Annotated in this window: 25 protein-coding genes and 1 pseudogene; 10 read left to right on the forward strand and 16 right to left on the reverse strand. The window is 70.9% G+C overall.

From position 1 onward, the window contains the following. Positions 1-289: 289 nt before the first annotated feature. The 10 genes from ACFY5C_RS03915 to ACFY5C_RS03960 form a co-directional block, all read right to left on the reverse strand. Positions 290-787: an Hsp20/alpha crystallin family protein gene (locus tag ACFY5C_RS03915; RefSeq protein WP_389440031.1), complete on the reverse strand. Its 498-nt coding sequence runs from the start codon at positions 785-787 to the stop codon at positions 290-292. A gap of 47 nt (positions 788-834) precedes the next feature. After that, positions 835-2616 carry an FAD-dependent oxidoreductase gene (locus ACFY5C_RS03920; protein ID WP_389440033.1) on the reverse strand — a complete coding sequence of 594 codons (1782 nt, stop codon included), beginning with the start codon at positions 2614-2616 and terminating at the stop codon, positions 835-837. Further along, complete coding sequence (locus tag ACFY5C_RS03925) at positions 2616-2876, reverse strand: UBP-type zinc finger domain-containing protein (RefSeq protein ID WP_289935608.1); 261 nt, start codon at positions 2874-2876, stop codon at positions 2616-2618. Before ACFY5C_RS03925 ends, ACFY5C_RS03920 begins: the two co-directional genes overlap by 1 nt. Before the next feature lie 6 nt (positions 2877-2882). Further along, a complete protein-coding gene (trxA, locus tag ACFY5C_RS03930; RefSeq protein WP_389440035.1) occupies positions 2883-3341 on the reverse strand; it encodes a thioredoxin in 459 nt (152 codons plus the stop codon). Further along, entirely contained in the window at positions 3338-5977 is a 2640-nt protein-coding gene (gene clpB / locus ACFY5C_RS03935) for an ATP-dependent chaperone ClpB (protein ID WP_389440037.1), read from the reverse strand. The genes trxA and clpB overlap by 4 nt, the downstream gene beginning before the upstream one ends. After that, entirely contained in the window at positions 5968-6336 is a 369-nt protein-coding gene (locus tag ACFY5C_RS03940) for a chaperone modulator CbpM (RefSeq protein ID WP_389440039.1), read from the reverse strand. Before ACFY5C_RS03940 ends, clpB begins: the two co-directional genes overlap by 10 nt. Continuing rightward, a complete protein-coding gene (locus ACFY5C_RS03945; protein WP_389440041.1) occupies positions 6336-7271 on the reverse strand; it encodes a DnaJ C-terminal domain-containing protein in 936 nt (311 codons plus the stop codon). The genes ACFY5C_RS03940 and ACFY5C_RS03945 overlap by 1 nt, the downstream gene beginning before the upstream one ends. 5 nt (positions 7272-7276) lie before the next feature. After that, positions 7277-7861 (reverse strand): nucleotide exchange factor GrpE, encoded by a 585-nt coding sequence (locus tag ACFY5C_RS03950; protein ID WP_389440043.1) that lies wholly within the window; start codon positions 7859-7861, stop codon positions 7277-7279. Between the two features lie 11 nt (positions 7862-7872). Then, a complete protein-coding gene (dnaK, locus tag ACFY5C_RS03955) occupies positions 7873-9789 on the reverse strand; it encodes a molecular chaperone DnaK (RefSeq protein ID WP_389440045.1) in 1917 nt (638 codons plus the stop codon). Between the two features lie 67 nt (positions 9790-9856). Next, positions 9857-10384, reverse strand: coding sequence for a general stress protein (locus ACFY5C_RS03960; protein WP_389440047.1), 528 nt, complete (start codon positions 10382-10384; stop codon positions 9857-9859). 249 nt (positions 10385-10633) lie between these two features. Between ACFY5C_RS03960 and ACFY5C_RS03965 the strand changes: the two genes are divergently transcribed. Next, positions 10634-12394, forward strand: coding sequence for a PucR family transcriptional regulator (locus ACFY5C_RS03965; RefSeq protein ID WP_389440049.1), 1761 nt, complete (start codon positions 10634-10636; stop codon positions 12392-12394). Between the two features lie 43 nt (positions 12395-12437). Here the strand turns inward: ACFY5C_RS03965 and ACFY5C_RS03970 are convergent, their stop codons facing one another. Both ACFY5C_RS03970 and ACFY5C_RS03975 read right to left on the reverse strand, forming a co-directional pair. After that, the gene (locus tag ACFY5C_RS03970) at positions 12438-13556 is read right to left on the reverse strand and encodes an acetate/propionate family kinase (protein WP_389440051.1); all 1119 of its coding nucleotides are present in this window, start codon (positions 13554-13556) and stop codon (positions 12438-12440) included. 372 nt (positions 13557-13928) lie between these two features. Beyond that, positions 13929-14333 carry a type II toxin-antitoxin system PemK/MazF family toxin gene (locus ACFY5C_RS03975; protein ID WP_389440053.1) on the reverse strand — a complete coding sequence of 135 codons (405 nt, stop codon included), beginning with the start codon at positions 14331-14333 and terminating at the stop codon, positions 13929-13931. A 166-nt stretch (positions 14334-14499) separates the two neighbouring features. Between ACFY5C_RS03975 and ACFY5C_RS03980 the strand changes: the two are divergent. Beyond that, positions 14500-14769 (forward strand): annotated as a pseudogene (locus ACFY5C_RS03980) (transposase); the annotation flags it as partial. Between the two features lie 31 nt (positions 14770-14800). Here ACFY5C_RS03980 and ACFY5C_RS03985 read toward each other — a convergent pair. Then, positions 14801-14932 (reverse strand): hypothetical protein, encoded by a 132-nt coding sequence (locus ACFY5C_RS03985; RefSeq protein WP_389440710.1) that lies wholly within the window; start codon positions 14930-14932, stop codon positions 14801-14803. A gap of 132 nt (positions 14933-15064) precedes the next feature. Between ACFY5C_RS03985 and ACFY5C_RS03990 the strand changes: the two genes are divergently transcribed. The 4 genes from ACFY5C_RS03990 to ACFY5C_RS04005 all read left to right on the forward strand — a co-directional run bounded on the left by ACFY5C_RS03990 (position 15065) and on the right by ACFY5C_RS04005 (position 17194). Continuing rightward, positions 15065-15466: a DUF2795 domain-containing protein gene (locus ACFY5C_RS03990; protein ID WP_389440055.1), complete on the forward strand. Its 402-nt coding sequence runs from the start codon at positions 15065-15067 to the stop codon at positions 15464-15466. A gap of 86 nt (positions 15467-15552) precedes the next feature. Beyond that, positions 15553-15972 carry a CBS domain-containing protein gene (locus ACFY5C_RS03995; protein WP_389440057.1) on the forward strand — a complete coding sequence of 140 codons (420 nt, stop codon included), beginning with the start codon at positions 15553-15555 and terminating at the stop codon, positions 15970-15972. A 4-nt stretch (positions 15973-15976) separates the two neighbouring features. Further along, complete coding sequence (locus tag ACFY5C_RS04000; protein ID WP_389440059.1) at positions 15977-16633, forward strand: diguanylate cyclase; 657 nt, start codon at positions 15977-15979, stop codon at positions 16631-16633. A 6-nt stretch (positions 16634-16639) separates the two neighbouring features. Then, the gene (locus ACFY5C_RS04005; RefSeq protein WP_389440060.1) at positions 16640-17194 is read left to right on the forward strand and encodes a type 1 glutamine amidotransferase domain-containing protein; all 555 of its coding nucleotides are present in this window, start codon (positions 16640-16642) and stop codon (positions 17192-17194) included. A gap of 5 nt (positions 17195-17199) precedes the next feature. Here the strand turns inward: ACFY5C_RS04005 and ACFY5C_RS04010 are convergent, their stop codons facing one another. Further along, positions 17200-17457, reverse strand: a complete 258-nt coding sequence (locus ACFY5C_RS04010; protein ID WP_389440062.1) for a DUF6158 family protein — start codon at positions 17455-17457, stop codon at positions 17200-17202. A 59-nt stretch (positions 17458-17516) separates the two neighbouring features. On the opposite strand from ACFY5C_RS04010, the gene ACFY5C_RS04015 reads away from it, so the two are divergent. Next, complete coding sequence (locus ACFY5C_RS04015; protein WP_389440064.1) at positions 17517-18623, forward strand: Vms1/Ankzf1 family peptidyl-tRNA hydrolase; 1107 nt, start codon at positions 17517-17519, stop codon at positions 18621-18623. Between the two features lie 115 nt (positions 18624-18738). Here the strand turns inward: ACFY5C_RS04015 and ACFY5C_RS04020 are convergent, their stop codons facing one another. Beyond that, the gene (locus ACFY5C_RS04020; protein WP_389440066.1) at positions 18739-20358 is read right to left on the reverse strand and encodes an ATP-binding cassette domain-containing protein; all 1620 of its coding nucleotides are present in this window, start codon (positions 20356-20358) and stop codon (positions 18739-18741) included. A 75-nt stretch (positions 20359-20433) separates the two neighbouring features. Further along, on the reverse strand, positions 20434-21093 hold the full coding sequence (locus ACFY5C_RS04025; RefSeq protein ID WP_389440068.1) for a histidine phosphatase family protein: 660 nt from the start codon (positions 21091-21093) through the stop codon (positions 20434-20436). Positions 21094-21165: 72 nt separating this feature from the next. Between ACFY5C_RS04025 and ACFY5C_RS04030 the strand changes: the two genes are divergently transcribed. From ACFY5C_RS04030 to ACFY5C_RS04040, 3 genes are all read left to right on the forward strand, one after another. After that, entirely contained in the window at positions 21166-22659 is a 1494-nt protein-coding gene (locus ACFY5C_RS04030; RefSeq protein WP_389440070.1) for a bifunctional phosphatase PAP2/diacylglycerol kinase family protein, read from the forward strand. 130 nt (positions 22660-22789) lie between these two features. Beyond that, entirely contained in the window at positions 22790-23635 is an 846-nt protein-coding gene (locus ACFY5C_RS04035; RefSeq protein ID WP_389440072.1) for a class I SAM-dependent methyltransferase, read from the forward strand. 41 nt (positions 23636-23676) lie between these two features. Continuing rightward, on the forward strand, positions 23677-23847 hold the full coding sequence (locus ACFY5C_RS04040) for a hypothetical protein (RefSeq protein WP_030047999.1): 171 nt from the start codon (positions 23677-23679) through the stop codon (positions 23845-23847).

Below are 23847 nucleotides of genomic sequence, written 5' to 3' on the forward strand. Positions count from 1 at the left end.
CAGCAAGCGATACCCGACGGCCCAGGACGCCGCGCGTTACGCACAGGCATTCGACCGCGAGGACCAGGCGGACATGGGCCGGCGAGCACCGCTGGGCCTGCTCCCCCTTCGGCTGCTGCGCGCCTGGCGTCTGCGGCGACGAAAGGACGCCGGTGGGGAGGCGCGTGCCGAGTCTCCGCCGCCGTGAGGGGTTCTGACAGGGGAGATGGTTCATGAGTCACCCCGGGTGTCGAGCGCGCCGGCCCGGCCGCGGTGCCGGATGGGTGCCCGGAACCGCGGCGTTCGCGTCTCAGCCCTTGTTCTCGGTGCTATCACTCGTCTCGCTGATCTCGATGTGCCGGGGCTTTGCGACCTCGGCCTTGGGGACGGTGATGTTGAGCACCCCGTCCGACATCTGCGCATTGATCTTTTCGGAGTCGACCTCTCCGGGCAGCCGCAGCCGGTACTCGAAGGATCCGGTGCGGCGGGTGCTCCGGCGCAGGACGCCTTTGCGTTCCTTCTCCTTGATCTCTCCGGTGACCACCAGCTCCTGGCCGTTCGCTTCGACGTTGATGTCCTTGCTCTTGACGCCGGGGAGTTCGATCTCGACGTGGAAGGCGTCGTCGGACTCCGTGACATCCGCCAGGGGTGTCCACGCGACTGCGGGTGCAGTGGCTCCCACCGTGGATTCGATCAGTCCGCTCATCTCGCTGAGCAGTTGGTCGAACTCCGTCAGCGGATTGCGTGCCCAGCCGACGGGGCTGCCCTGCATTGCGCCACCGCGGTGACGCCGGACGGGCGCGGTCATTCCCATCGCCTCCTTCTCCTTCTCGTGATCTCGTCGCCCGCTGGGTGTCATGCGAGCCAAGCGGACTCCTTCGGACGGGTGCGCGAGGAACTGTCGGTGCCGCCGGGCGCAGCCGTGTGGTTCAGGTAGCGGTGCACGAAGTGGATGCTCATCGCGCCTTCGCCGACCGCGGAGGCCACGCGCTTCACCGAGCCGCTGCGGACGTCGCCGGCGGCGAAGACGCCAGGCAGGCTGGTCTCCAATGTCAGGCAGTCGCGGCCCTGGCTCTGCCACAGTTCGGGAACGGAGCAGGCCTGCGCCTCCGCGCCGGTGAGCACGAAGCCGCGCGCGTCGAGGGCGAGCGCGCCGGACAGCCACTCGGTGTGGGGGCCGGCGCCGGTGAAGACGAACAGGGCCCGCACCGCGAGGTGGCGGTGCTCGCCCGTCCGGTGGTCGACCACGGTGACCGCCTCCAGCGCCTTGTCGCCGAGTGCCTCGGTCATCTCGGTGTGCAGCAGCACGTGCACCCGAGGGTGGCGCTCGATCTGATCTATCAGGTAGCGGGACATGTGCGCCTCGATGCTCGGCCCACGGACGAGCAGATACACCTGCGGTGCGTACCCGGCCAGGAAGAGCACGGCCTGCCCCGCGGAGTTGCCGCCGCCGACGACCGCCACCGGGTCGGTACGGCACTGCTGGGCCTCGTAGACGGTCGCCGAGTAGTGGACGCTCGCGCCCTCCAACGGCTCGATGCCGGGCACATGGAGGCGGCGGTAGTGGGCGCCGGTGGCCAGGACGACGGTACGGGCGGTGATCTCGCTGCCGTCGGCGAACCTGACGGCGTAGTGGCCGTCCCGCCGTTCGAGCCGGGCCGCCTCCGCCGGGACGCTGATCCGGGCGCCGAACTTGCCCGCCTGGAGCACAGCCCGCTCGGTGAGTTCGGCGCCGGATATGCCGGAGGGGAAGCCGAAGCAGTTGTCGATTCGGGACGAGGTCCCGGCCTGGCCGCCGGTGGCCATCGCCTCGACCACGGTCGTGCCGAGGCCTTCCGAGGCGGCGTTCACGGCGGCGGCGAGACCGGCCGGACCGGAGCCGACGATGAGGAGATCGCCACGGCCGTTGCCCGACGGCAGGGGCGGCAAGCCGATCAACCGGGCCAGTTCGGCGTTGCTCGGATTCCGCAGCAGTGTCGTGTCCCGCCAGATCACCAGCGGCGTCTGCTCCGGACCGACCGCGAAGCGGCGCAGCAGCGCCTCGGCCTCCTCGTCCGTCTCCAGATCGATCCAGCGATGCGGCAGCCGGTTGCGGGCGGCGAACTCGCGCAGCCGCCGGGTGTCGGGCGAATAGCGCGAGCCGATGATGCGGAAGCCGGCGCCCTGCCCGACGAGCAGAGCACGGCGGCCCAGGCAGGCGCGCAGCACCACATCACCGAGGATGGAGTCCCGGGTCACCAGGTCACGCAGCTGATCCATGGACAGGGAGAGGATCTCGCCGGGGTCCCTGACCACGGCGGTGTAGAAAGCCACCTGTCCGTTCAGGAGGCCGAGTTCGCCGATGAAGCGGCCAGGACCGTGGACACGCAGCAGGCGTTCGCCGGGTGTGCCGTAGCCCTCGACGATGGCGACCGAGCCACTGAGGACGACGTAGAACGCCTCGCACCGCTCCCCCTCCCGGATCAGCACGTCACCCGCGTCAACCGCGCGGTTCTGGCCGTGCTGCGCCAGGCGGGCCATCTGGTCGTCCGACAGACGGGGATAGGCGCCGTAGATGTCGGGAGTCTCGAAGGGCACGCTCTCCTCCGCCTCGTCCGGCACCGGCGCTGTGCCCGGCCGCGTCTCGTCGCCGGGCATCACACGAGCGCCTCGTGGACGAAGCACCACCGCCAGTCCTCGCCGGGCTCCAGCGACGCCACGATCGGATGGCCGTCGGCGGCGGCGTGACGGCGGGCGTGCCGGTTCGGCGAGGAATCGCAGCAGCCGACGTGGCCGCATGTCAGGCAGAGCCTGAGGTGGACCCAGGGGGAACGTGTGGCCAGGCATTCCTCGCACCCAGGGGCGCGCGGAGTTACAGGGCGTACGAGGGCGAGGTGTGGGTCTGTTCCTACGGTCACGGCCGATCACCCTTTCCCGGCCGGTTCGTGGCCCGCGATCGAGTGCTCCACCCACTGCCGCAGGGCAGGGGCAGGTGCGGCACCCGCCTGTCGGGCGATGGTCTGTCCTTTGTCGAGGACCAGCAGCGTCGGTACCGCCTGGACCTCGAACCGCTGTGCCAGGCGCGGGTTCTTGTCGATGTCGACCTTGACCAGTTTGATCTTTCCCGCGAGATCGGCGGCGACCTTCTCCAGCGCTGGGCTCACCATGCGGCAGGGGCCGCACCAGGTGGCCCACAGGTCGACGACGACGGGCACGGTGGCCTGTTCGACGACCTCGGTGAAGTCGTCGTCGCCCGCGTCGGCCGTCCACGGCAGAGGGTGCTTGCAGTTGCCGCACCTGGGGCTGCCCTCGGCCACCACGGGTACCCGGTTGGTGCGCCCGCAGTGCGGGCAGGTGACGTTGGCGGCCTCCACGGTAGTCATGCCGCCCTCGCTCCCTTCACGTCCTCGGGCTGGTCGTAGGTGACCACCAGCTCTCCGTGCTGGGCGTCGATGCGGACCGTCGCGCCGTCCTCGACGTCGCCGCGCAGCAGGGCGCGCCCGACCAGGGTCTCGACCTCGTGGGAGATGTAACGCCGCAGCGGCCGGGCCCCGTAGACCGGGTCGTAGCCCTGGTGGGCGATCACCTCCCGGGCGGCGTCGGTGAGTTCGACGGTGATGCGGCGTTCGGCGAGGCGGAGGCGCAGTTCGTCGAACTGCAGCTCCACGATCCGCTCGATCTGGGACTCGCCGAGCGGCTTGAACAGCACGATGTCGTCGACGCGGTTGAGGAACTCCGGGCGGAAGTGCCCGCGCAGCTCGCCCATCACCAGGGCGCGGGCGTCCGGCTTGATCTCACCCTCGGCGGTGGCGCCGTCGAGGAGATGCTCGGAGCCGATGTTGGACGTCATGATGATCACGGTGTTGCGGAAGTCGACGGTGCGTCCCTGGGCATCGGTGATGCGGCCGTCATCGAGGATCTGCAGCAGGGTGTTGAACACATCGGTGTGCGCCTTCTCGATCTCGTCGAACAGCACGACCGAGTACGGCTTGCGGCGTACGGCCTCGGTGAGTTGGCCGCCCTCCTCGTAGCCGACGTATCCGGGCGGGGCCCCCATGAGCCGGCTGACGGTGTGCCGCTCCTGGTACTCGCTCATGTCGAGGCGGACCATGTTCTCCTCGGAGTCGAACAGGGCCCGGGCGAGGGTCTTGGCCAGCTCGGTCTTCCCGACGCCGGTGGGGCCGAGGAAGATGAACGAGCCGATGGGGCGGCGCGGGTCGCGGATGCCGGAGCGGGCGCGGATGATGGCGTCGGCGACGAGCTTGACGGCCTCGTCCTGGCCGATGACGCGCTCGCGCAGGATCTCGTCGAGGCGCAGCAGTTTCTCGCGTTCGCCCTCCTGGAGGCGGGCGACGGGGATGCCGGTCCAGGCGGCGACGATGTCGGCGATCTCCTCCTCGGTGACGACCTCGCGCAGCAGCCGGTTCTGCCCTTGTTTGGCGGCCAGTTGGTCCTCCTCTGCGGCGAGTCGGCGCTCCAGGTCCTGGAGGCGGCCGTAGCGGAGTTCGGCGGCGCGGTTGAGGTCGTAAGCGCGTTCGGCCTCCTCCGCCTCGTGGCGGACCTGCTCCAGTTCCTGGCGCAGTTCCTGCACGCGTCGGATCGCCTGCCGTTCGGCCTCCCACTGGGCGTGTTTGGCGTCGGCCTCGCCGCGCAGGTCGGCCAGTTCCTTGCGCAGTTCCTCCAGGCGGGCCTTGCTGGCGGGGTCGGTCTCCTTGGACAGGGCGGCTTCCTCGATCTCCAGGCGGGTGACGCGGCGGGTGATCTCGTCGAGTTCGGCCGGCATGGAGTCGATCTCCGTACGTAGCCGGGCGCACGCCTCGTCGACGAGGTCGATGGCCTTGTCGGGCAGGAACCGGTCGGTGATGTAGCGGTGGGAGAGCGTCGCCGCCGCGACCAGAGCGGTGTCCTGGATCTTGACACCGTGGAAGACCTCCAGGCGTTCACGCAGGCCGCGCAGGATGGAGATGGTGTCCTCCAGGCTGGGTTCGTCGACCAGCACCTGCTGGAAGCGGCGTTCGAGGGCGGCGTCCTTCTCGATGTGCTTGCGGTACTCGTCCAGGGTGGTCGCGCCGATCATGTGCAGCTCGCCGCGTGCCAGCATGGGCTTGAGCATGTTGCCCGCGTCCATGGCGCCCTCGGCGGCGCCCGCGCCGACGACCGTGTGCAACTCGTCGACGAAGAGCAGGATCCGCCCCTCGGCGGCCTTGACCTCGCTCAGCACGGCCTTGAGGCGTTCCTCGAACTCGCCGCGGTACTTGGCGCCTGCCACTAGCGAGCCCATGTCGAGGGCGAACACCGTCTTGTCGCGGAGGCCTTCGGGCACGTCACCGCGCACGATGCGCTGGGCCAGGCCCTCTACGATGGCGGTCTTGCCGACGCCGGGGTCGCCGATGAGGACCGGGTTGTTCTTGGTCTTGCGGCTGAGGATCTGGGTGACGCGGCGGATCTCCGCGTCACGGCCGATGACCGGGTCCAGCCGCCCGGACCGAGCCTCGAGGACCAGGTCGCGACCGTACTTCTCCAGAGCCTCGTAGGCCACTTCGGGGTTGGCGGAGGTGACGCGCTGGTTGCCGCGGACCTGGGTGAGCGCGCCGAGGAAGGAATCCCGGGTCACGCCGTGCTCCTTCAGCATGCGCCCGGCGGCGGTCGCCGCGCCCTCCTCGGCCAGGGCCAGCAGCAGGTGTTCCACGGACACGTACTCGTCCTTGAGGCGTTTGGCCTCCCGCTCCGCCGCGTCCAGCAGCCGGGCCAGGCGCTGGGTGACGAAGACCTGGCCCGGTGCCGCGCCGGGGCCGGTCACCTTGGGCCGGCGGGAGAGCTCCTCGCGTACGGCCGCGCGCAACTCCTCGGGCTCGGTGCCCGCCTGCTGCAGCAGCCGCGGGATCAGGCCCTCGTCCTGGTCGAGGAGGGCGAGCAGCAGATGCTCGCCGTCGACCTCGGTGTGGCCCAGGCGGCCTGCGGCGCTCTGGGCCTCCTGCAGGGCTTCCTGGGACTTCTGTGTCAGGCGGTTCATGTCCATGGTGGTAGATCACTCCTCACGCCTGCACGCCGCAGCGCGGCTTCGAGCAAGCTGATGCGGTCGAGCAGGTCGAGCACCAGACCGACGGATGCGTAGTTCAGGCACAGTCCGGTGCGCAACCGCTGGACGCGGGCCAGGGCGGCCGGGGCAGTGGGGGCGAACACCAGCCGTCCGGAGGGATCACGGTCGGCGTCCACCAGTCCGAGGGCGACGAACCGACGGATCAGGTCGGGATGGAGGCCTGAGCGGCGGGCCACGGTCTCCAGGGAGAGCCTGGGCACGGGCACGATCGCGTACTGCACGGCCACCTCGTGCGTGCGTGCGTGGGACGGGCGGGCCCCGGCCGGTCGGTCGCTCATCAGGTCCTCCTGGGGTCGAACGAGGAGACAGCGGCAAGTTCCTCCAGCAGCTCGCGCTCCCGGTCGCTCAGCCGGGGCGGCACCATGATCCGCAGCTCCGCGTAGAGGTCTCCGTTCGCGCCGCGCGGGCCCGGCATGCCCTCGCCGCGCAGCCGCAGGCGCCGTCCGCTGGAGGACCCGGCGGGCACGGTCACCTTCGCCGTGGCACCGCTCGGTGTGGGCACCGGCACGGTCGCGCCCAGCGCCGCCTCCCACGGGGTGACCGGAAGCCGCACGTGGACGTCCCGGCCGTCGAGGCGGAACTCGGGGTGGGGCTGGATCCGCACCCTCAGGTACAGGTCCCCGGCGAGAGCGTCGTCGCCGCTCCCGCGCCCGCCCTCCCCGGCCAGCCGGATGCGCTGCCCGTCGGTGGCGCCGGGCGGCACGTCGACCTGGTAGCGCCGCTGCCCGGCCGGCCCGGCGAGGGTGACCGTACGGCGGCCGCCCCGATAGGCCTCCTCGACGGTGAGCGGAAGTTCGGCCTCCTGGTCGGCGCCGGGCACACGCATCCGCCCGGCGCCGCCGAACAGCGAGCCGAACAGATCCTCGACGTCGACCCCCTCGCCCCCGAAGCCTGCCGTGGAGTACCGCACCCGGGGACCGCCGCCGGTGGTCCCCCAGAAGCCGCCGCCGGCGCCGGCGCCGGCGGCGACTCGCTCCTCCCAGTCCTCCGGGATCTTCCGGAAGTCCTCGCCGAAGCGGTCGTACCGGGCTCGCTGCTCCGGATCGGACAGGACGCTGAAGGCCTCATTGATCTCCTTGAACCGCTCCTCTGCCTGGGGGTCCTTGTTGACGTCGGGGTGGTACCTGCGGGCCAGGGTGCGGTAGGCCCGCTGGATCTCGTCCGGGTCGGCGGTGCGCGCAACGCCGAGCACCTCGTAGAAGTCGCGTGCCATGGAGGTCACTCCCGCTTGGCGACGGTCACGGCGGCAGGCCGCAGCTGCCGCTCGGCCTCCCCGTAACCGGGTCGCAGCACCTGGACCACGGTGTTCGGATCGGCGTCGGAATCCTGGACCACGCCGACCACCTCGTGCCGGGCCGGGTCGAACGGCACGCCCCTCTCTGCGTGGCGCGGGTAGCCCAGCCGCTCCAGGACGTTCACGGCCTGGTCGCGCACGGCCCGGACACCTTCGACAATCGCGTCGGGGTCGGCGGTCGCGTGGCTCAGGGCAAGTTCCAGGTTGTCGACGACGGGCAGGAAGGCTGCGGCCGTACGGGCGCGTTCGGCCGCGGCCTCCCGCTCCAGCTCCCTGGCGTGGCGTTTGCGCAGGTTGTCGAGGTCGGCCAGGGCGCGGCGCCAGCGGTCCTCGGCTTCTCGCAGCGCGGCCGCGTATTCGTCCTCGGGCGCGGCGGGGGCGGTTGCGGCGTCGGGCCCCGGCTCGGCCTCCTCGGCCGGTGGTCCGGGCTGCTCAAGGTTCCCGCGCGGCGGCTGTACGGCGCCTTTGGGCGGCGGGTCGGGCTCTCGGCCCCGGTGTGGCTTGGGCATGGCGGGCCACCTCAGCCCTTGTCGAACTCGGCGTCGATCACATCGTCGTCGTCCCCGGCGCCGCCCGGCGCGGCCTCGCCGGGACTGGATCCGTCCGGTGATCCGGTGCCCGCCGGACCGCCCGCTGCGGCTCCCGCCTGGTGGGCTGCGAGCCCCGCGAAGACCTGCTGGAGTTCGGACGTCAGCGGCCGGACCTTGTCCACCCCGGCCTCGCTCTTGACCGCCTCGCGGGCCTCTGCCACCAGCATCTCGGCGCGGGCCTTCTCGTGTGCGGGCGCGGCGTCGCCGAGTTCGCCGAGGCGTTTTTCGACCTGGTAGGCGATGGCGTCCAGTTCGTTGCGGGCGTCGACTGCCTCGCGCAGGGCCTGGTCCTCGCCGCGGTTGCGCTCGGCCTCCTGGACCATCCGCTCGACGTCGCTGCGATCGAGGTTGGAGCTCTCGCTGATGGTGATGCCCTGCTCCTTGCCGGTGTCCTTGTCCCGCGCGGTGACGTTGAGGATGCCGTTGGCGTCGATGTCGAAGGTGACCTCGATCTGCGGCTCGCCGCGCGGCGCGGGGCGGATGTCGGTGAGCTGGAAGCGACCCAGGACCCGGTTGTCGGCAGCCCTCTCACGCTCGCCCTGCAGGACGACGACATCGACGGCGGGCTGGTTGTCCTCGGCGGTGGAGAAGGTCTCGGCGCGGCGCACCGGGATGGTGGTGTTGCGCTCGATAATTTTCGTCATCACGCCACCGCGCGTTTCCACGCCCAGCGACAACGGGGTGACATCGAGCAGCAGGACATCCTTGACCTCGCCCTTGAGGACCCCGGCCTGGATCGCGGCGCCCATCGCCACGACCTCGTCGGGGTTGACGCTCATGTTGGGTTCCTTGCCGCCGGTCAGCCTCCGCACCAGGGCCTGGACGGCGGGGATGCGGGTGGAGCCGCCTACGAGAATGACCTCGTCGATGTCGCTGTCACTGACCTTGGCGTCGTCCATGGCCTGCCGCACCGGGCCCAGGCAGCGCTCCACCAGGTCGCCGGTGATCTGCTCGAACGTGGACCGCATGATCGTCGTGGTCAGATGCTTGGGCCCGGAGGCGTCAGCCGTGATGAACGGCAGGCTGACCTGCGTCTGGGTCACCGAGCTGAGCTCGGTCTTGGCCTTCTCGGCGGCCTCGAACAGGCGTTGCAGGGCCTGTGGGTCCTGGCGCAGGTCGATGCCGTTCTCCTGCTGGAAGCCGTCGGCGAGCTGGTCGACCAGCCGGCGGTCGAAGTCGTCGCCGCCCAGATGGCTGTCGCCCGCCGTGGACCGTACCTCCACCACGCCGTCGCCGACGTCGAGGATGCTGACGTCGAAGGTGCCGCCGCCCAGGTCGAAGACGAGCACCGTCTCGTGCTGCTTCTTGTCCATGCCGTAGGCGAGGGCGGCCGCGGTCGGCTCGTTGATGATCCGCAGCACTTCCAGGCCGGCGATCCGTCCGGCGTCCTTGGTGGCGGTGCGCTGGGCGTCGTTGAAGTAGGCGGGCACCGTGATGACCGCCTCCGTGACCCGTTCTCCCAGCTGCTTGGAGGCGTCGTCGGCGAGCTTGCGCAGCACCTGCGCGCTGATCTCCTCAGGCGCGTAGAGCTTGTCGCGCACCTTGAAGCGGGCGGCGCCGCCGTCTCCCTCGACCACGTCGTACGCGACGGCCTTGGCCTCTTCGGAGATCTCGTCGAAGTGCCGGCCGATGAACCGCTTGGCCGAGTAGATGGTGCCCTTGGGGTTGAGGATCGCCTGGCGGCGGGCCAGCTGGCCCACCAGGCGCTCGCCGGTGTCGGTGAAGGCCACCACGGACGGCGTCGTGCGGTTGCCCTCGGTGTTGGGAACGACCGCCGACTCGCCGCCCTCCCAGACGGCGATCACCGAGTTCGTGGTGCCCAGGTCGATGCCTACTGCCTTGGCCATGAGGAACTCCTTCCGCGACGGGCGGCCCCCGTTCGCCTCGGAGTCGCGCCCGGTCTTCCGCACTCGCTCAGGTGACGGCGGGACCGTTCCGCGGGCGGCTGCTCTTCCAAGCGCCGCTGCTTGTGCTGGTGCCGGTCCAGCTGGGCAGCTCGGCCAGCATCTGCACCGCCTCGTCGGCGACCGCTTCGTCGGCGACGACGTCGTACCGGCTGGGCTGCATGAAGCTCACCGAGGCGAAGTCCCGGCGGCCACGCTGGGCCGCGTGCACCAGCAGGCCGAGCAGAGCGCCGACGACTGCTCCGAAAACCAGCCCGTACAAGGCGAGGAGCAGTCCGGACACGACCGGGTCCAGCCAGTTCAGGAGCCCGAAGATCCACCCGATCAGGGCGCCGGGCAGGGCGCCGCTCGCCGCGCCCTGCAGCGCGGCCCCGCCATGTCCCATGCGGCCGGTCACCTGCTCGACCAGGCGCACGTCCTGCCCGATGATGGCCACCCTCTCGACGGGAAAACCGTGATCGGAAAGGTGATCGACGGCGCGTTCCGCCTCCTGGTAGGTCGTGTACGAGGCGATGGTCCTGCGGACCTGCTCGTTCATCAACCAGTCCTTCCTGCCACGGCCACCGATGCGCCCGGTGATCCCTGACAAGCCCAGAGTTGCAAGAGAGCAGCGCGCTCCGCCTGCACCCGATAGGTCAGAAATCGACGCGGTCGGTCGGCCCACGAGAACAAGGCTCAAATCGGACAAGTCGGATCGCCGCGTAGGCTGGGTGCCCAGGGCACGCCCAGGCATGGATCCCACAACTCGCTCGATCGCCTCCGATGACCGGAGGGGAACGGAGTGACCATGGCCTCCCATCCGTCACGGAGGCTTTCCCCTCACGTCTCCGACAAGAAGGTGAACCACCCGAGCAACACCGCGGGCACCGAACGGCACGACCCCCTTCCGCTCGCGGCGCTGGACCCACACGGGCTGCTGGTGCTGTCCCACACCCTGTTCACCTGCGCGGAGCAGAGTGAGATCGTGCGGTTGGCCATGCGGCACGTCAGTGCCGTTGGTCCCTACCACGCCGAGGCCGGATACCTCGCGACGGACGACGGTTTGTCCCGCATCCCCGGCCACGACGAGGGAGCGCCAACGGTCGACGACGCGGGGATGAAGGAGTTGGGCGAGGCCGACGGCTCCGTATCCCTTCCAGAGAGGTCCTGGACCTGGGCGTTCGGCCTGCGCGGGGCCGGCAGTCTGCTCGGCTACATCGTGGTCTCCTCCCACTCCGAGCCCGATGAGCAGGGGCACTTCCTCCTCGCGACCCTTGTAGGGCTCACATCCGCGGCCCTGTCACTGACTGTCACGCGCGCCCCGCAGCACGACAACGCCGGCGAACTGAGCCGCCTCCGCACCGAACGGGACACTGCACTACGGCAGCTGGACACAGTGCGCTCCGAGCTGCACCTGCAGAAGACCGTGGACGAGACCCTCGCCCGTGTCGCCGCCCGGGGCGGCGGTGAGGACGCCATCACCCAAGCGCTGTACGAGCTCACCGGGCTGTCGGCGCTCATCGAGGACCGGTTCGGCAACCTGAGGTCCTGGGCCGGTCCCGACCGGCCCGACCCCTATCCGGTGCGGTCCTCGACCTCCCAGGAAGAGATGCTGAGCCAGGTCACGCGCGAGGCGGGCCCGGTCAGGGTCAAGGACCGGCTGATCGCCCTGGCCCGGCCGCGCGGCGACGTCCTCGGCGTACTCGCCATCGAGGACCCCGAGGCGACGGCCAACGAGCACACCATGTTCGCCTTGGATCACGCCCAGCGGTCGCTTGCCCAGGAGCTCGTACATATACGCGAACTCACCGAGGTCGAACTGCGGCTGCGCCGCCAGCTGATCGACGACCTGTTGGAGGGCACTGACGAGACGAGCGCCTATGCCCGGGCCGAAGCCGTCGGCCACGACCTGCAACGTACTCACTACGTGGTCGTGGTGCAGTGGCCGGGCAATGCCGCGACCAGCTCCTTCACCCGTGCCGTCGAGCAAGCGACGGCCACCACGGCGACCCGGCCGCTGATCACCCGTCGCGGCGACCGAATGGTCCTGCTGACCGAAGCGAGGCCCGACGACGATGCCGTGTACGCGGCGCTGGCCCATGAGCTGGGGACGCCCGACGGAGCTATCGGGGTGAGCACCCGCTGCGACTCCCCGGACGGCATTCCCCGCTGTTATCAGGAGGCACTACGGGCTCTGGAGGTGCGGCAGAACTCCCGCCAGCGCAGCGGGACGACGTTCTTCGACGACCTCGGGCTGTACCGGATCCTCGGGCCCGGAAACGATCTCCGGGAGCTCGAAAGCTTCGTGCGAGAGTGGCTCGGCCAGCTGATCGACTACGACGCAGGGCACGACACGGAGTTGGTGGAGACGCTCTCGCGCTACTTCGACTGCGGAGGCAACTACGACGATGCGGCCGCCACGCTGACCGTCCATCGCAGCACGCTGCGCTACCGGCTGCAGCGCATCCGTGAGATCAGCGACCGCGACCTGGCGGATGTGGACACCCGGCTCAATCTGCAGGTGGCAACGCGTGTCTGGAAGATCATCCTGGGCGGGCGGGGGCGCTGACCGCAGGAACGCGACGAGGCGGGGCGGAAGGCGCGCATGCGCCTCACGGGCCACGGAGAAGGGTTCGGGTCTCGTGGTCGATCTGCTGGGCCTCTCCGGTGGGTACGACCACGATCGGTATTTCCGCATCCGGCCCGCTGACGATTGCCGGGCGGCTCTCGTCGTCGGGCGTGCGCAGGCCACCGGTCAGGCCGAGGGCGGTGAGCCGGGTGCATACCTCTTCACGGACCTCGGGCTGGTCTTCGCCGATCTCCCCGGTGAAGACCAGGGCGTCGAGCCTGTCGAGGGACGCGGCCATCGCCGCGATGCCGCGGCGACAGTGATGAGTGAAGACGTCCAGGGCGAGAGCGGCGCGCTCGTCGCCCGCTGCCCGGCTGCGGACGAGGTCGCGGGTGTCGTCGGAGGTGCCGGAGAGGCCGAGCAGACCGGAACGGTGATTCAGTACGTCCTCGATGTCGTCGGCGGACAGACGGTGCCGCGTCTGCAGCCAGGTCAGGGCGCCGGGGTCCACGCTTCCGCTGCGATGGCTCATCACCAGCCCCTCCAGCGGTGTGAAGCCCATGGTGGTGTCGACGCTGGTCCCGTTGCGCACCGCGCAGGCGGAGCAGCCGCCACCCAGGTGGGCGATCACCAGGTGGAGGTGCTCGGGGCGCTGACCGAGCAGCTCGGCCGTCCGGCCGAGTGCCCAGGCGTAGGACAGCCCGTGGAAGCCGTAGCGGCGCATCCCGTACTTCTCGCGCCAAGTGGCAGGCACCGCGTACTCGCGGGCGGCGGCGGGCAGGCCGGCGTGGAAGACGGTGTCGAAGCAGGCTGCGTGCGGGACGTCGGGTAGCAAGTTCCGGGCGGTATCCAGGACAGTGAGGGCCGGCGGGACGTGCAGCGGTGCCAGGTCGGCCACATTTCCGAGGGCGGCCCGGACCTCGTCGTCGACCAGGACGTGGCTGCGCAGTCCGGGTCCGCCGTGGACGATGCGGTGACCCACGGCAGTGGGCGATGGCGTTTGGGCCAGCAGTTGCCGCAGCGGGCCGGACACGTTTTCGCCGGGTGCGGAGGCGCTGTGGTGTTCGGCCAGGACCTGCCCGTCGTCGCCGAACACGGTCAGCCTCAGGCTGGACGAGCCTGCGTCGGCCACCAGGACTGGGCCGATGTTTCCTGCGGACAAGGTGCCCCTTCCCCGCGGTCCCGGACCGCGTCGCACCGCTGCGCCGCAACGGCTCGGAGTGTGTGCCGAGGCAGCCGGGTACCCGCCTGACCTCGTAGGAAACGGACGCCCACCGGATGGGCTCGGCACACCAGGAAGGTGCGGCGTACCGGCGAGCGGCCGACTATGTGGCCGCATCAGTGATCTTCCTGCGCGGCAACGTGCGCTCTTCCGGTGTGCCAAGCCTGCGCAGGGCTGGTACGTGATGGGGGGCCACGGCTGTGTCGGCGGACTGGCAGAAGCGGGTCACCGTACGCAGGACGGTGTGGGACAGGGTCCTGTGGCTGATCTCGTGATCACCGATGCGGACGCGGGCGTCGGCTCCTTCTCCGTCTACCCGAGTTCACCGCGACGGAGGGCGTCCCTTATCTCGCTGAGCTTCGCGGTCGTTGCCGGGGTCCGCTCCTGTGCTTGTTCAGCGAGTCGGAGGGCATCGTCGATCTCGCTGAGCTTCCCGGAGGACAGGACGGCCGCCCGCTCTATCAGGTCGTCCCGGGACACGGTGGTCAGCCACGTGCACGGGGTGAAGCCCGGACGCGGGAACGCGAGCCGCAGCACGCCTTCGAGCGGCAGCCCTTCACCGGCGCCGACCGCCACTTCGATGCCCAGACCGCTGATGTCGAGGCCCGCCGGAGCGACGACCTGCATCACCTGGAACCCGGACGCGTCGTCTCCTGAGAGCAGTACGACCAACCTCCGCTCGTCGAACTGGACCCACCAGACTTCGCCACGTTGCACAGGCCCTCCGATACACAGGACGGCAGGCAGACGCTGCGCGACCTGACGCGGTGTGGAGACGGGTGCGGCCACCGTTGATCATCGGTGTGCGAAGACAAAGGATCATGCGGTGGCCGCAGGCCACAGCGTAGACCCTGCCTGCCGGCAGGAGGCGTTCGAGGGCCTGATGAGCCGGAAAGCGGGACGCTTCACACGGGTCGAATCCCGACGCCGGGCCCGGAAGTTGGTACTCGGCCTGTTGTCGGACCTGCCGCGCAAGAACTGCTGGACCATCGCCGAGTGGGCCGGGGACAGGACCCCGGACGGCATGCAGCACCTGCTCGGGAGGGCGAAGCGGGATGCCGACCAGGTGCTGGTGGTCGACGAGACGGGCGACGTGAAGAAAGGCACCGACACCGTCGGAGTCCAGCGGCAGTACACCGGCACCGCGGGCAGGAGTCTTGGCCCTGGATGCTGCACACGGCGCCTCAGTGACCGAGCGCCGCCCCTTCCGGGCGGTCCTCCTCCGGTTCCCTCGGCAGCAGCAGTTCCTCGTAGCGGCCCAGTGCCAGCACAGCGCCGAGCATGAGAAGCGGGAGTAGCACAGCGAGCAGTGCCATGACCTGGCCCTTCCCCAGAACCGAACGTGTGTGGGGGATGAGATCCGGGTCACCCTCCCTGCGATCGGCAAACCCTGTGTCGGCGTCCGATGTGCGGGTACGCGGTGCGGACGCGAAGATCTGGAGGGAGTCATGCAGCGAGGCAGTGACCGGCTGAGCGTCCATCGCGACGACGAGATGAAGCACGAACTGCAGGGGCTGCTGCGATCCGGGCATCCCACCCGGACGGAGGAGTGGCACGATCCGGAACCGACCGCCGACGACGACCTGGAGGTCGCGGGCGGCCCGGTGGCGCCGGGCACGTCCACGGCCTCCTTGGCGGTCGTCCGGCTGGAGCTGGCCCGGTTCCTGAGCCGCAGCTCGTTCCCGGCGACCCCGCGGGAGCTGATCGGTGTGCTGCGCCGTGGGTACGCCCCCGACGCCCTGGTCGAGCCGATGGAGCGCCTGCCGCGCTCGACGCGCTACGCCAACGTCCAGGAGCTGGCCGAGGCCCTGACCGGGGGCGGGCGGTCCACGCGCCGCAGGCACGCATAGCGGCCCGGTCGGTGGGTACTGCGGGCGGGGTCACGCCGCCACGGCCGCGGCACCCGTCACCGGCCGGGAACGCAGGAGGGCCAGCGATGGCTGAATTCGTGAAAGACGTCATGACACCGGGCGTGGTCGCCGTCCGCCCGGACGCCTCGCTCGTCGAGGCGGCGCAGCTGATGCGGGCCCAGGACATCGGTGATGTCGTGGTGGCCGACGGCCAGGACGTCGTGGGCGTCCTCACCGACCGTGACATCACGGTGCGGGCGGTCGCGGACGGCGCCGATCCGCTGACGGTGAGCGCCCGGTCGGTGTGCACCCGCAACCCGGTGGTGATCGACCCGGGCGAACGGGTGTCCGTCGCGGTCGCGCTGATGCGCGAGCACTCCGTACGGCGGCTGCCGGTCGTCGAGGGCGGGCTGCCGGTCGGCGTCGTCAGCCTCGGCGATCTCGCGGAGACCGAGGATCCCGGATCGGCACTGGCGGACATCAGCCGTGCCGCTCCGGGGCAGTGACCGGATGAGCCGCGACCGTGCCGGCGCGATCAGCGCCTACGGCGCCACCGTCGACGTCAGCGACGCCACCGTCCGCTATCTGATGTACGGGCTGCTGCCCAGCTGGTTCGCGCCGGGTCTCGCCGACTGGTGGATGCACCGGCGGACCCGGATCGAGGAGACGGCAGGCCCGAAGGAATCCCTGATCCACGCGCTGATGATGACCGAGGTCGGCATCCCCATCGCGCTGACCCTGCGCTACGAGGTCAACCCGCTGCTGCTGAGCGTGCAGCTGGGCGCGACCGCGGCGCACGAGGCGACCGCGCTGTGGGACGTGCGTACGGCCGTCGACAGCGACCGCGAGGTCAAGCCGGTCGAACAGCACATCCACAGCTTTCTGGAGTCGCTGCCGTTCGGCGGGCTGGCCGCGATCATGTGCCTGCACGCCGACCAGGTGAAGTCCCTGCTGCGCGGGGGGCGCGGCGATCCCGACGCGTGGCGTCTCGTGCCGCGCCGGCGACCGCTGTCCCGCGCCTACCTCGCGGGCATCGGCGTCGCCATCGGCACCTGCGTGCTGCTGCCGTACGGCGAGGAGCTGCTGCGCTGCGTGCGTGCGCGCCGACGGGACAAGAAGCGCTTCACGAGCGACGAGGCCCACTTCAGGGCCGGGGAAGAGAGTTGAGCCACCATGCGTATCGCATTTCTGACCGCACCCGAGGGCGTCGAGCAGGTCGAGCTCACCGAACCGTGGCAGGCGGCGGTGAACGCGGGCCATGAGCCGGTGCTCGTGTCGACGAAGCCGGGCACGATCCAGGCGTTCCATCATCTCGACAAGGCGGACAAGTTCCCCGTTCAGGAGGTCGTGGGCGAGACGTCCGCCGAATCCTTCGGCGGGCTGGTCCTGCCCGGCGGGGTCGCCAACCCGGACTATCTGCGGACGAACAGCAAGGCCGTCGCGTTCGTGCGGGACTTCTTCGAGCAGGGCCGGCCGGTCGCCGCGATCTGCCATGCCGCCTGGACGCTGGTGGAGGCGGACGTCGTACGGGGCCGGGTGCTGACCTCCTGGCCGAGCGTGCAGACGGACGTCCGCAACGCGGGCGGTACCTGGGTCGACGAGCAGGTGCGCATCTGCGACCACGGCAACAACAAGCTGGTCACCAGCCGCAAGCCGGACGATCTGAAGGCGTTCTGCGAGACGTTCCTGGAGGTGTTCGCCAGGGAGGCCAAGAGGGAGGCCGTCTGACGCTCTCACCCCGCGCCGCGGTCACGGGCGCCCTCGCGGGTGCGGCCCGGGGCCACGGTGCGGCGCGGATTGCGGCGCAGGTACTCGCCCTCCAGCTGCGCCATGCGGTCGTTGTGGGCCCGCAGCGCGTCGTTCGAGCCGTACAGCAGCGTGTCGTGGCGCGTCCGGTGGATGGTCTCCAGCTCCTTCATGAGCTGCTGGTCGTCCAGCCGGCCGGGGTCGACTCCGGTCATGGTGGTACCCCGCTCGTCGTGTTCAATCATGCGGTCCGGGTACCCGCCCGCTGAGCACACAGCACCCGAGCGGAGTACGGGAGACAGCCATGGATCTCGCCTTCCTGCATCCACTGTACGAACACCCCGGGCCCTGGGCCTCCGTGTACGTGGGCACGTCCCGGCATACGGAGGACACCGCTCATGAGCGGCACCTGACGGCCAGGGCCCTGACCCGCGAGCTGGCCGGGCAGGGAGCCGACGACGCGACCTGCCGGGCCGTACAGGACGCGCTGGAAGGGCTGGAGCACTCATCGGAGCCGAACGGACGCGCGATCTTCGCCCGGGCGGGTGAGGTGGCCCTGGATCCGCCGCTGGCCCGGGCCCCGCAGCGCGACCGCGCCCACTGGGCCCCGCTGCCGCACACCGCGCCTCTGCTGGAGCTGGCGGGCGAGGACCCCGTGTGCGTGGTGGCGTACGTCGACCGCAGGGGCGCCGCCTTCGAGCTGCGCACCGCGCTGGGCCGGCAGGACGCCGGCGCGGTCACCGGGCGGCAGCATCCGGTGCACCGTACGAGCACGGCCGACTGGTCCGAACGGCACTTCCAGCTCAAGGTGGAGAACACCTGGGAGCACAACGCGGCCGAGATCGCCGACGCGCTCACCGTCTGCCAGGAGGAGACCCGCGCCGACCTGCTGGTCCTCGTGGGGGACGACCGCGAGCGGCGAACCGTGCACGAACGCCTGCCGCAGCGGCTGCACGACCTCGTGGTCGAGGCTCCGCACGGCACCGGCAGCCGGCTGCTCGACGAGGACGTCGAACAGGCCCGCGCGGACCACGTACGGCAGCGGGCGGCGCGGGAGCTGGAACGGTTCCTGGCGGCCCGCGAGCCCGGGCCGGAGGGCCGCGCCGGAGCCGTGGAGGGCGTACCCGCTCTGATGGAGGCCGCGCGCGAGCACCGCATCGACGAACTCCTGATCCGCCCGGACAGCCCCGACGCCCACCGTGAGGTCTGGGTCGGCGAGGACCCGGACCAGTTGGCGGTGCGCCGCACCGACCTGAAGATCCTCGGCGAACAGAACTCCTGGTCGGCCCGGGCCGACGACGCCCTGCTCCGCTGCGCGGTAGCGACGGGCGCCGACGCGTTGTCGGTCACCCCGACAGGCCCGGAGAAGGACCCGGCGGGCGGCTTGGGGGCACTGCTGCGCTGGACGTGAGCATGTAGCCCGTCCGGCGATTGAGGACGAGGCCGTTCAGGCCGAAGCGGGGGGTCCGGGGGCTGCGGCCCCCAGGGACGGGACGGGACAGGTAAGGGCGGCGGGGCGAGGCTAACTACCGCGCCCGCTCAACCCTCCGCTCGTCCCACACCGGCTCCGGAGTCTCCCGGACACGCCCGTCGCTGCCGAACACCAGGTACCGGTCGAACGACCGGGCGAACCACCGATCGTGCGTGACGGCCAGCACCGTCCCCTCGAAGGCCTCCAGCCCTTCCTGGAGAGCCTCGGCGGACTCCAGGTCGAGGTTGTCCGTCGGCTCGTCGAGGAGCAGCGCGGTGACCCCCTCCAGTTCCAGCAGCAGGATCTGGAACCGGGCCTGCTGCCCTCCGGAGAGCCGGTCGAAGGCCTGCTCGGCCTGCTGGGTCAGCTCATAGCGGCGCAGGCGGGACATCGCGGCCCCCCGGTCCTGGGCATGTTCCTTCCACAGAATGTCGAGGAGGGTCCGCCCCATCAGCTCGGGGTGGGCATGCGTCTGCGCGAAGTGCCCCGGCACGACACGCGCCCCGAGCTTCCACTCCCCCGTGTGCGCCACGCCCTCCCCGGCCAGCAGCCGCAGGAAGTGGGACTTGCCGGACCCGTTGGAGCCGAGGACGGCGACTCGTTCGCCGTAGAAGACCTCCAGGGAGAACGGCTTCATCAGACCCGTGAGTTCAAGCGCCTCGCAGGTGACGGCCCGCATCCCGGTGCGCCCGCCCTTGAGCCGCATCCTGATGTCCTGCTCGCGCGGTGGCTCCGGCGGCGGCCCCGCCTCCTCGAACTTGCGCAGCCGCGTCTGGGCGGCGCGGTAGCGGGAGGCCATGTCGGGGCTGTTCTCGGCGGCTTGACGCAGTGCCAGCACCAGCTTCTTCAGCTGGGTGTGCTTCTCGTCCCAGCGTTTGCGCAGCTCCTCGAAGCGGGCGAAGCGGGCGCGCCGGGCGTCGTGATAGGTGGCGAAGCCACCGCCGTGCACCCAGGCGTCCGCGCCCGCCGGTGAGGGCTCGACGGAGACGATCTTCTCGGCGGCGCGGGCGAGAAGTTCGCGGTCGTGGGAGACGAAGAGGACCGTCTTACGGGTCTCCTTCAGCCGCTCCTCCAGCCACCGCTTGCCCGGCACGTCGAGGTAGTTGTCGGGCTCGTCGAGCAGCAGCACCTCGTCCGTGCCCCGCAGGAGCGCCTCCAGCACGAGCCGCTTCTGCTCGCCGCCGGACAGCGTGCTCACCTGCCGCCACTGCGCCTTCTCGTACGGCACGCCGAGCGCGGCAGTGGTGCACATGTCCCACAGCGTCTCGGCCTCGTAGCCGCGCGCCTCGGCCCAGTCGGAGAGGGCCTGCGCGTACTTCAGCTGGGCGGCTTCGTCGTCGACGGTCATGATCCCGTGCTCGGCGGCGTCGACCGCCTTCGCCGCCTCGCGGATCCTGGGCGACGCGACCGACACGAGCAGGTCGCGTACGTTCGTCTCGTCCCGTACGGACCCCACGAACTGTCGCATGACGCCGAGCCCGCCACCGACGGTGACGGTGCCGCCGTGCGGCTTCAGCTCCCCGGAGATCAGCCGCAGCAGGGTCGTCTTGCCGGCGCCGTTGGGGCCGACCAGCGCCACGACGGCCCCTTCCCCCACCCGGAAGGACACGTCGCCGAGCAACGCCCTCCCGTCGGGGAGGTAGTACTCGAGGTGCGCGGCTTCCAGATGTCCCATGGGGTCGAATTGTGCGGGCCGCCGCGGCGCCCGGGCAAACGCATATACCGAAGGCCGGGCGGTTTCGGCCCCGCCCTACGGCGCGTCCTCGTCGACAGCCTGGCCGGCCGGTCCGCTGTCGCCCGCGGGAGTGACGACCGCTCCCGCCCACGAGAGCGCCTTCCAGCCGCTTTCGGGCACCCCTTCCAGGACCACCACCCCGGTGTTGGCGAGCGGGTGCGCCGCGGCGAAGGGGACGTCGACGTTGGTGGCCCGGGCAGCCGTCCACATCCGGATCACGGCACCATGGCTGACCAGGGCGACGGCCCCGGCCCCGCTGCCGGCGGCCTCGGCGACCACGGAGTCGTAGCGCGCCAGCACCTCCGTGCCGCTCTCGCCGCCCGGCATGCGCAGGTCGGTGTCGCCGTCCGCCCAGGCGAACACGGTCTTCATGTAGGTGTGCCCGGCCTCCGTGTCGCCGCGCAGCATCTCCAGATCGCCGGCGAACACCTCACGGATCCCGTCCCGGACGAGCACCTCCAGGTCGCGGGCCGCGGCCAGCGGAGCGGCGGTGAGCTGGGTGCGGATCAGCGTGGAGGCGTAGATCGCGTCGATGTCCTCGTCCGCCAGCGCTGCGGGCAGGGCAGCGGCCTGCTGCTCGCCGAGAGCGGTCAGGCCGGCGCCCGGGACGGCCGTGTCCAGCAGATAGTCCACGTTGGCCGTGGTCTGACCGTGGCGGACGAGGAGCAGGCGCATGTACGGGTTCCTCCGTGTGTCGGTCACCACCGGCCGGACAGCAATCGGCGACTTCAGGGTACCCACCCCTGTATGAGCCCAGACGTCGACCTCACCCTGCCCAAGCGCGGCCGCCATGCCCTGCGCAACCGGCTCCTCGCCCTCGACTCCCGGCTGTTCGAGTTCGCCGCCGAGCGGAACTGGCCCTATGCCGAGCGGGTCCTGCCGAAGCTGAGCCGGAGCGCCAACCACGGAGTGCTGTGGTTCGCGACGGCCGCCGCCATGGCCGCGAGCCGGACACCCCGGGGCCGCCGGGCCGCGGTTCGCGGCATCGCCTCCTTGAGCCTGGCCTCGCTGACCATCAACACCCTCGGCAAGCGGTCGGTACGCCGCCCCCGCCCCGTACTGGACCCCGTACCGGCGGTCCGGCAGCTGAAGCGGCAGCCGATCACCACGTCGTTCCCGTCCGGTCACGCCGCTTCGGCGGCCGCGTTCGCCACGGGTGTCGCGCTGGAGTCGCCCGCGTGGGGGCTGGCGGTGGCCCCGATCGCCTGGTCGGTCGCGCTGTCGCGCGTCTACACCGGCGTGCACTTTCCGAGCGACGTGCTGGCGGGCGCGGCCCTGGGCGCGGGCGCCGCGTTCGCCGTACGAGGGATGGTGCCGACACGTGACCGGGCGGTCCCGCCGGCCCGGCCCCGTACGGACGTCCCGGCGCTGGCGGAGGGGGACGGCCTGGTCGTCGTGGCGAACAAAGGGTCGGGCAGCTCCGACCGGGTGCACGCGCTGCTGGACCTGCTGCCGCGCGCCGAGCTCGTCGAGTGCGAACCGGACGACACCCGGGCCGAGTTGCACAAGGCGGCGGAACGGGCGCGGGTACTCGGCGTGTGCGGCGGCGACGGCACGGTGAACGCGGCCGCGGAGGTCGCGCTGCAGCACGGGCTGCCGCTCGCGGTGCTGCCCGGCGGCACGTTGAACCACTTCGCGCTCGACCTGGGCGTGGAGGACGAACGCGATCTGAGCCGGGCCGTCCAGCGCGGCGAGGCCGTGCGCGTGGACGTGGGCCGCTTCACCTGCGACGGACAGCAGGGTCTGTTCCTCAACACGTGCAGCCTCGGTGTGTATCCGGAGCTGGTGCGCGAGCGGGACCGCTTCGAGCACCGGGTCGGCACCTGGCCGGCCGGAGTGCTCGCGGCCCTGCGCGTCCTGCGCAGCGACCGCCACCCATTGCACACCGAAGTCGCGGGCCGCGCCCACCCGTTGTGGATGCTGTTCGCCGGCAACGGCACGTACCACCGGATGGGCCTCGCCCCGGCCCGGCGCCTGAATCTCGCGGACGGCGTGCTCGACGTTCGGGTCGTGCACGGCGGCCGCCGGCCCGCACTGCGTCTGCTCGCGGCCGCCGTGGCGGGCCCGCTGACCCGCTCCCCCGCCCATGCCGCGGTCCAGGTCGGCCGACTGCACCTGTCCGGTGTCACACCGGGCACGCTGCTCGCCTACGACGGTGAAGTCACCGAGGTGGGCGGCGAGGTGACGCTGGAGAAGCTGCCGGAGGCACTGACGGTGTACCGGCCGCTGCCCGGTTCCTGATCGGTCGAGGCACGCCGACTGTCCAGATAGCGATACCCAGGTCTCAGCATTCGACATGCGCGCGTACGGTGTCGGGTACCGCCCCGGGCCGTGCGCCCGGAGCCGGTACGACGAGACGAGGGGAACAGGCATGTCGAAGCCGCACTCGAAGCCGCACTCGAAGCCGCAGGAGACCGCCGTCTACACGCACGGGCACCACGAGTCCGTGCTGCGTTCGCACACCTGGCGCACCGCCGCCAACTCGGCGGCCTACCTGCTCGGCTCGCTGAAGCCGCACATGTCGGTCCTGGACGTCGGCTGCGGCCCCGGCACGATCACCGCCGACCTGGCGGCCCTGGTCCCCGACGGTCACGTCACCGGCATCGACCGGGCACCGGAGATCCTGGAGCAGGCCCGGGCCACGGCAGCCGGACGCGGCCTGGCCAACGTCGGCTTCACGGTCGGCGACGTGCACGCCCTGGACTTCCCCGACGACACGTTCTGCGTGGTCCACGCCCACCAGGTGCTCCAGCACGTCGGCGATCCGGTGGCGGCGCTGCGCGAGATGAAGCGGGTGACCAGGCCGGGCGGCCTCATCGCGGTCCGGGACTCGGACTACGCGGCCATGGCCTGGTATCCGCCCTCCCAGGGGATGGACGCCTGGCTGGACCTGTACCGCCGGGTCGCCCGCGCCAACGGCGGCGAGCCGGACGCAGGGCGCCGGCTGCGGTCCTGGGCACTGGAGGCGGGGCTCACCGAGATCACGGCCACGTCGAGCACCTGGACCTTCGCGGCGCCGGACGAGCGGGCCTGGTGGAGCGGGCTGTGGGCCGAGCGCACGCTGGCCTCGGCGTACGCAGAGCGGGCCACCGCGGGCGGGCACGCGAATGCGGAGCAGTTGCGGGCCGTGTCGGCGGCCTGGCGGGAATGGGGGCGCCGCGACGACGGCTGGTTCAGCGTGCTGCACGGGGAAATTCTGTGCCGAAAGGACGCCTGAATCGCGCCTTTCTGGAAACCCGGCGAGCAGGAGGTCAAATCATGGTTCCTATTCTGCTCGTGCTGCTACTGGCTCTGATTCTCTTCGGTGCCGGATTTGCACTGAAGGCACTCTGGTGGATCGCGGTCGTGGTCCTCGTACTGTGGCTCCTGGGATTCGTGATGCGCGGTACAACCGCGGCAGGAGGCAGGGGCCGCTGGTATCGGTGGTGA

This window comes from Streptomyces sp. NPDC012935, assembly GCF_042900345.1.
Classification (GTDB): domain Bacteria; phylum Actinomycetota; class Actinomycetes; order Streptomycetales; family Streptomycetaceae; genus Streptomyces.

Bases quoted from the DNA above. Each gene is read 5' to 3' on its own strand.
- ACFY5C_RS03915 (WP_389440031.1), bottom strand. From the start codon at position 787: ATGACCGCGCCCGTCCGGCGTCACCGCGGTGGCGCAATGCAGGGCAGC.
- ACFY5C_RS03920 (WP_389440033.1), bottom strand. From the start codon at position 2,616: ATGCCCGGCGACGAGACGCGGCCGGGCACAGCGCCGGTGCCGGACGAG.
- trxA (WP_389440035.1), bottom strand. From the start codon at position 3,341: ATGACTACCGTGGAGGCCGCCAACGTCACCTGCCCGCACTGCGGGCGC.
- clpB (WP_389440037.1), bottom strand. From the start codon at position 5,977: ATGGACATGAACCGCCTGACACAGAAGTCCCAGGAAGCCCTGCAGGAG.
- ACFY5C_RS03940 (WP_389440039.1), bottom strand. From the start codon at position 6,336: ATGAGCGACCGACCGGCCGGGGCCCGCCCGTCCCACGCACGCACGCAC.
- ACFY5C_RS03945 (WP_389440041.1), bottom strand. From the start codon at position 7,271: ATGGCACGCGACTTCTACGAGGTGCTCGGCGTTGCGCGCACCGCCGAC.
- ACFY5C_RS03950 (WP_389440043.1), bottom strand. From the start codon at position 7,861: ATGCCCAAGCCACACCGGGGCCGAGAGCCCGACCCGCCGCCCAAAGGC.
- dnaK (WP_389440045.1), bottom strand. From the start codon at position 9,789: ATGGCCAAGGCAGTAGGCATCGACCTGGGCACCACGAACTCGGTGATC.
- ACFY5C_RS03960 (WP_389440047.1), bottom strand. From the start codon at position 10,384: ATGAACGAGCAGGTCCGCAGGACCATCGCCTCGTACACGACCTACCAG.
- ACFY5C_RS03965 (WP_389440049.1), top strand. From the start codon at position 10,634: ATGGCCTCCCATCCGTCACGGAGGCTTTCCCCTCACGTCTCCGACAAG.
- ACFY5C_RS03985 (WP_389440710.1), bottom strand. From the start codon at position 14,932: ATGGCACTGCTCGCTGTGCTACTCCCGCTTCTCATGCTCGGCGCTGTG.
- ACFY5C_RS03990 (WP_389440055.1), top strand. From the start codon at position 15,065: ATGCAGCGAGGCAGTGACCGGCTGAGCGTCCATCGCGACGACGAGATG.
- ACFY5C_RS03995 (WP_389440057.1), top strand. From the start codon at position 15,553: ATGGCTGAATTCGTGAAAGACGTCATGACACCGGGCGTGGTCGCCGTC.
- ACFY5C_RS04000 (WP_389440059.1), top strand. From the start codon at position 15,977: ATGAGCCGCGACCGTGCCGGCGCGATCAGCGCCTACGGCGCCACCGTC.
- ACFY5C_RS04005 (WP_389440060.1), top strand. From the start codon at position 16,640: ATGCGTATCGCATTTCTGACCGCACCCGAGGGCGTCGAGCAGGTCGAG.
- ACFY5C_RS04010 (WP_389440062.1), bottom strand. From the start codon at position 17,457: ATGATTGAACACGACGAGCGGGGTACCACCATGACCGGAGTCGACCCC.
- ACFY5C_RS04015 (WP_389440064.1), top strand. From the start codon at position 17,517: ATGGATCTCGCCTTCCTGCATCCACTGTACGAACACCCCGGGCCCTGG.
- ACFY5C_RS04020 (WP_389440066.1), bottom strand. From the start codon at position 20,358: ATGGGACATCTGGAAGCCGCGCACCTCGAGTACTACCTCCCCGACGGG.
- ACFY5C_RS04025 (WP_389440068.1), bottom strand. From the start codon at position 21,093: ATGCGCCTGCTCCTCGTCCGCCACGGTCAGACCACGGCCAACGTGGAC.
- ACFY5C_RS04030 (WP_389440070.1), top strand. From the start codon at position 21,166: ATGAGCCCAGACGTCGACCTCACCCTGCCCAAGCGCGGCCGCCATGCC.
- ACFY5C_RS04035 (WP_389440072.1), top strand. From the start codon at position 22,790: ATGTCGAAGCCGCACTCGAAGCCGCACTCGAAGCCGCAGGAGACCGCC.
- ACFY5C_RS04040 (WP_030047999.1), top strand. From the start codon at position 23,677: ATGGTTCCTATTCTGCTCGTGCTGCTACTGGCTCTGATTCTCTTCGGT.